The organism is Limnohabitans sp. B9-3 (assembly GCF_002778325.1).
Classification (GTDB): domain Bacteria; phylum Pseudomonadota; class Gammaproteobacteria; order Burkholderiales; family Burkholderiaceae_C; genus Limnohabitans; species Limnohabitans kasalickyi.
Genome location: NZ_NESI01000018.1, coordinates 1 through 4,209, shown reverse-complemented (window position 1 = coordinate 4,209; position 4,209 = coordinate 1). Strand labels below are relative to the sequence as shown.

Genomic DNA, 4,209 nt, shown 5'->3' with positions numbered 1-4,209 from the left:
CGCCAAGAAGTGGACGATGCCGGTGCAAAACTGGAAGCCCGTGCTGAACCGATTTACGATCCAGTTTGAGGGAAGGATGCCGACGAATTAACACTCGCTCCGTTTACACAAAATTCGGGACACCCTCCATCATCTCAAATTTTATAAAAATTACGCATAGCTAAGTTGGGCCCAAATGGGCCCAATTTACAATAAAAAGTTAAAAAGCTTTCTTTGGTGCTTCAGTGCCAAGAACACTTTCTGAAAAGCCATTAAATCTTACGAGAAACTGCGAACAATCTTTTTGTGAAGTAACCCAGTTCAATTTATTGTTTGTCTTGATAGTATCAATTAAGTCAATGGTGAAGCCAGAAGTGAGTCCTGTGATAATACTTGATTCCTCTGACGGATTCCATTTTTTATTTCTTTCTATAGCATTGCTCCACAGTTTGTCTGTGTTTTTATCTTTGAGGCTAGGTTTCAGTGATGCTTCAATAGCCTTGATGTTTTTTGTTGCTGCAGAAAATTCTGTGTCATTAACAAACTGAATGGCATATCCTTTACGAATTTCATTACAGGTTTGAAGCACTTGGTAATACTGATACGAGATTATTAGCTGCCCATCTGGAGAATTTCTAAATTCTTTATATTTATTAATTACAGCTTGTTGCTCACGTTCTTGTTTGGCATTGGCTTCGATCTCTTGCTTTTTCTCATTTGCAAACTTCTCTTTACTTTCCATATTTTCACGCTCTAAACGAGCAATACGTTCGATTGTGGTTGCTTTAATTTCTGGGTAAGTATTTTTAAGAATTTGCCCGTTTTCATCTAGGAGGATAAGCCAAGTAACCAACCAATCTGGCGTGATGCCATTGCCATTTCCCTTGCTGATTGATGACTTTCCTGAATAAGCTCCAATAGCATTAATTGGTTGATTTTTCCCCTGCATGGTTTCGTTAATAATATTACCTGATGCATCCATCTTTCTAACAGTTTGCGGGGATTGCACCTGAGCTATTTTATCTAAAGTTGTTTTGATTTTTTCGTAGCTATTCTGATTGCTAGCCATTAAATATAAAAGATCTGAGTCACGAATTGATAAGGCGCATTCATTGGCAGAAGCTTCTGACGGAAAGATGAATTCGTTAACACCTGCAAATGATCCACTATTTTGAATATTTAACATTGGATTCAATTTGCCTTGAATCCAGTTTGCAATAAGGTTATCTTTTGTGTCAAAGACATAACTGAGGTTGTGTTGGGTAGCCAGTTTTTTAGCGGATGCTGCAAATTCGTTAAGTTCTTGCGAATTCTTCAACTTATTGCAGAACTCTTCACTAGACATTACTTTCGGCTTGCCCATACTTTGAGTTTTAGGGAGACCAGCTGAGTTGCTTGGCTTAGGTAAGTTTTTTTCGACCTCACTTTTCAGCTGGTTTAATAAACCACCGAATTGTGCAAAGCTGTTTGTAGAGGTAAAACTTGCAGCCAAGAAGGCAATTGCATAGACGAAACGCATATTTATCAGGCTTTCAAAATTGAAGGTTGAGATGTGGAATATAGTCAACAATGTAGATTATTTTCCGTGGACTGTCAATCGCATGAATTGCACAGTCATGGCTGTGACAAACCATGCTGCAGCTATAGCCAACCAGATTTCAACGACAGTGAAAAAACGTCGAAAAAATCTTCGACTGTCGCAAGAGGCGATGGCAGACAAAGCAGGAATTGACCGAACGTATGCAAGCCAAATAGAGAGGGGAATTGCAAACCCATCCCTGTCCGTACTATGTGCTGTTGCAAAAGCGCTTGATATCAGTTTTATACAGCTTGTGACCGGTGACATTCAATACTCAGAAGGCAACATCGTTACCCAGTGCTCACCGTCAAAGCAGCAATAAAGTTTGATTTCGTCCGTCGGAAAGTCGGTGAACGGGATTTGCTGACGTGCAAGTTCGTTACCGTCTCCATCGCTGTAGACCAATGTGGCTCTTGAGTCCTTGAACGTTAGAGTGGCAAGGACAAACCAATCGTTCGTCCCAATCTCCATCAAGTGACTTGTGGTTGCATCTAGTAGCCAGTAGCACTCAGCGTTGTCGGCGAGGTACTTGGCTCCATCCGTGATGAGATGTGTGCGTGAAATTCGGTAGTAGCGTTCAGTTCCAATGAAGAGGCTAAGAACGGTGGGGTCAAAGTTTTTCATAGTCGTAAATGAAGAAGGGGATGCAGTTGCATCCCCTTTTTTGTTGTTAGGCTTTGGCTGGTTTCAGTTTGCAAAGCTTGTCGACTAGGTCCATTACTGCGGCATCACCAGTTTCAATCAGAAGGGAAATGCGACGCATGGTGAGACGTGCTTTCTGTTTGTTGGCAACAGATAGGTCTCGCAAGACATCTGAGGGCAGATGTCCACCTGCTGATAGCTTGGTCTTAACCAGTTCCGTGTTCATGCGAATGGTCTTGTCGTAAACCGCAAGGGCTCCATCAACCTCATTCAACGAAAGCGACCTGATGCTCTTCTCGTCAGATCGACGGCGGGTTTTGATTTGCTCTTCTGGTTGGGCAGTGGTGGGTGTACTTTGGTCATTCATGAGTTTTCTCCAAGTGAATTTCACTCGCAACATGCGGGTGACCAAAGTAATAATATTCAGGGAGATGCGTATGTGAACCGTTTTGTGCAGTCTGTATCACTCGTGATACAGACGTTGAAAAAAGGTGTACAAAAAATACAAGAGTTGGTGCTTTGAGGTTGATTGCAGATAATGCAAGTTAATGCACCAAGCCCTTCGTTGACTACCACCAAAAACATGCCCTTAATTGTTAAAGCTCCAGTTGTAATAAAAGTAAAGGGTTGGGACACCTACGATCCTAGAGCACGAGATGCCAGTAGAACGGGAATTTTCAATGTGGCGGCAGTTGTAAATCGTTTTCATGCAAGGTACAAATTCGCCCGTTCATTTAGAGAGATGCAACTTGAAGGATATGCAGATCAGACGGTTGCAGGGTATTCGGCGCTTATGCGGGCATCGCTGCATTGGACGGCATTTGAGATGTTCAAAAAAGCGTTGAACATAAAAGACACTCGAGAGATTTTTAAGTTACACCCATTTGATAGTCATTTAGAAACCATTCGAGCATGCTTTACAAGTAAAGACTTTTTTCAAGTTGTTAGGGGGCATCTCACGGATAACAAGCAAAAGCAGCAGCTAGATGCTTTTGCTGCGGGAGATCAAATTTCGCCGTTGGTACTTGCCAAAGCGTTGCGACACATTTTTTTTCATGGCGCACTCACACCTAACGCTGGTGGCGCCTCTCCTGCAGAGGTTGTCATCATTTGCGATGAGTTGTGCAAATATATGGTTGAGGTGATTGATGGTGAATTTTTTCGCCACACAGAGGAATTGATCAAAGTGATTGGGTAAAGTTTGAAGTCTTGGAGTAGGTAAATGAAACAAAACCAGCCTATGAACAATAAGGCAGCTGTGATTCAAAAAGGGTTTGAACTTCATGAGTGGATTGCAAAGCGTTTAGATGATCTGCCAATATCACGTGGGCGTCGATCTCTTTTATCTGTAGGTTGTTATGACCAAGTAATCGAACACCAAGTGGCAGTATGTGTTTTGCTTCGGTCACAGATTAACGGTTAAGCGTTTGCATTGGTAAGGCTGGTCTTCGAGGGTTTTGTTCGAGGAGTATGGCTAAAAAATTACGCAACGAATGACCAAGTTGACCAATACTACGAGGATAGGCTTGATCTGAAGTTTTATAAACTTTTAGAGTATATAGAGCAAGTTCCTGGGTTTGAATCGAAGGTGCTGTCTCAGTTTAAGAATAGTGCTTGGGGGTCGTTAAATAGTTACACCCATACTGGTGTAATGCATTCTGCTAGGAGATTTTCGAAAGAGTTCGTTGAACCCTGCTACACCGACGACGAAATAATCGAGGTGTTGAGAATTGTTGGCTCGTTTGGATTGTTAGCGCTTCAACAAATAGCCTCTGAGGCAGGTCGTTTAGATCTGTCTCAAGAGGCTGGTAAAAGGCTAACGAGCGTAGTTGCCTGATGAATCACTTTAGTTCAAGGCAACTACTACCGTCTTAGAGTTCGGGGGCGTGTCCTAGATTTTGTGTAAACGGTCTAATGGCAGGAAACTGCCTTCATCTTCAAAGGAAGAGAAATGACCGTAAGCAACGAACTCATAGACCGCCTGTTGGCGGATTACAAAAAACCTGAAG

6 protein-coding genes are annotated in these 4,209 nt (G+C 42.3%); 3 read left to right on the top strand and 3 right to left on the bottom strand.

Features of this window, described 5'->3' with window-relative positions; genetic code table 11:
- Nucleotides 1–199 precede the first annotated feature (199 nt).
- Nucleotides 200–1,498 (bottom strand): hypothetical protein, encoded by a 1,299-nt coding sequence (locus B9Z42_RS16025; RefSeq protein WP_100134425.1) that lies wholly within the window; start codon nt 1,496–1,498, stop codon nt 200–202.
- Nucleotides 1,499–1,529: 31 nt separating this feature from the next.
- Between B9Z42_RS16025 and B9Z42_RS16020 the strand changes: the two genes are divergently transcribed.
- A complete protein-coding gene (locus tag B9Z42_RS16020) occupies nt 1,530–1,880 on the top strand; it encodes a helix-turn-helix domain-containing protein (RefSeq protein ID WP_199172114.1) in 351 nt (116 codons plus the stop codon).
- On the opposite strand, the gene B9Z42_RS16525 is transcribed toward B9Z42_RS16020, so the two are convergent.
- Together B9Z42_RS16525 and B9Z42_RS16010 are read right to left on the bottom strand one after the other, a co-directional pair.
- Nucleotides 1,826–2,182 (bottom strand): DUF6876 family protein, encoded by a 357-nt coding sequence (locus B9Z42_RS16525; RefSeq protein WP_100134424.1) that lies wholly within the window; start codon nt 2,180–2,182, stop codon nt 1,826–1,828. The genes B9Z42_RS16020 and B9Z42_RS16525 overlap by 55 nt on opposite strands.
- A 46-nt stretch (nt 2,183–2,228) precedes the next feature.
- The gene (locus B9Z42_RS16010; protein WP_143474117.1) at nt 2,229–2,567 is read right to left on the bottom strand and encodes a hypothetical protein; all 339 of its coding nucleotides are present in this window, start codon (nt 2,565–2,567) and stop codon (nt 2,229–2,231) included.
- 198 nt (nt 2,568–2,765) lie between these two features.
- Here B9Z42_RS16010 and B9Z42_RS16005 point away from each other — a divergent pair, with 198 nt between their 5' ends.
- On the top strand, nt 2,766–3,398 hold the full coding sequence (locus B9Z42_RS16005; RefSeq protein WP_158235981.1) for a hypothetical protein: 633 nt from the start codon (nt 2,766–2,768) through the stop codon (nt 3,396–3,398).
- 24 nt (nt 3,399–3,422) lie between these two features.
- Nucleotides 3,423–3,623 (top strand): hypothetical protein, encoded by a 201-nt coding sequence (locus tag B9Z42_RS16235; RefSeq protein WP_143474115.1) that lies wholly within the window; start codon nt 3,423–3,425, stop codon nt 3,621–3,623.
- Nucleotides 3,624–4,209: the final 586 nt, after the last annotated feature.

Excerpts from the sequence above, each read along its gene's own strand:
- B9Z42_RS16025 (WP_100134425.1), bottom strand. The coding sequence starts at position 1,498 with ATGCGTTTCGTCTATGCAATTGCCTTCTTGGCTGCAAGTTTTACCTCT.
- B9Z42_RS16020 (WP_199172114.1), top strand. The coding sequence starts at position 1,530 with ATGTGGAATATAGTCAACAATGTAGATTATTTTCCGTGGACTGTCAAT.
- B9Z42_RS16525 (WP_100134424.1), bottom strand. The coding sequence starts at position 2,182 with ATGAAAAACTTTGACCCCACCGTTCTTAGCCTCTTCATTGGAACTGAA.
- B9Z42_RS16010 (WP_143474117.1), bottom strand. The coding sequence starts at position 2,567 with ATGAATGACCAAAGTACACCCACCACTGCCCAACCAGAAGAGCAAATC.
- B9Z42_RS16235 (WP_143474115.1), top strand. The coding sequence starts at position 3,423 with ATGAAACAAAACCAGCCTATGAACAATAAGGCAGCTGTGATTCAAAAA.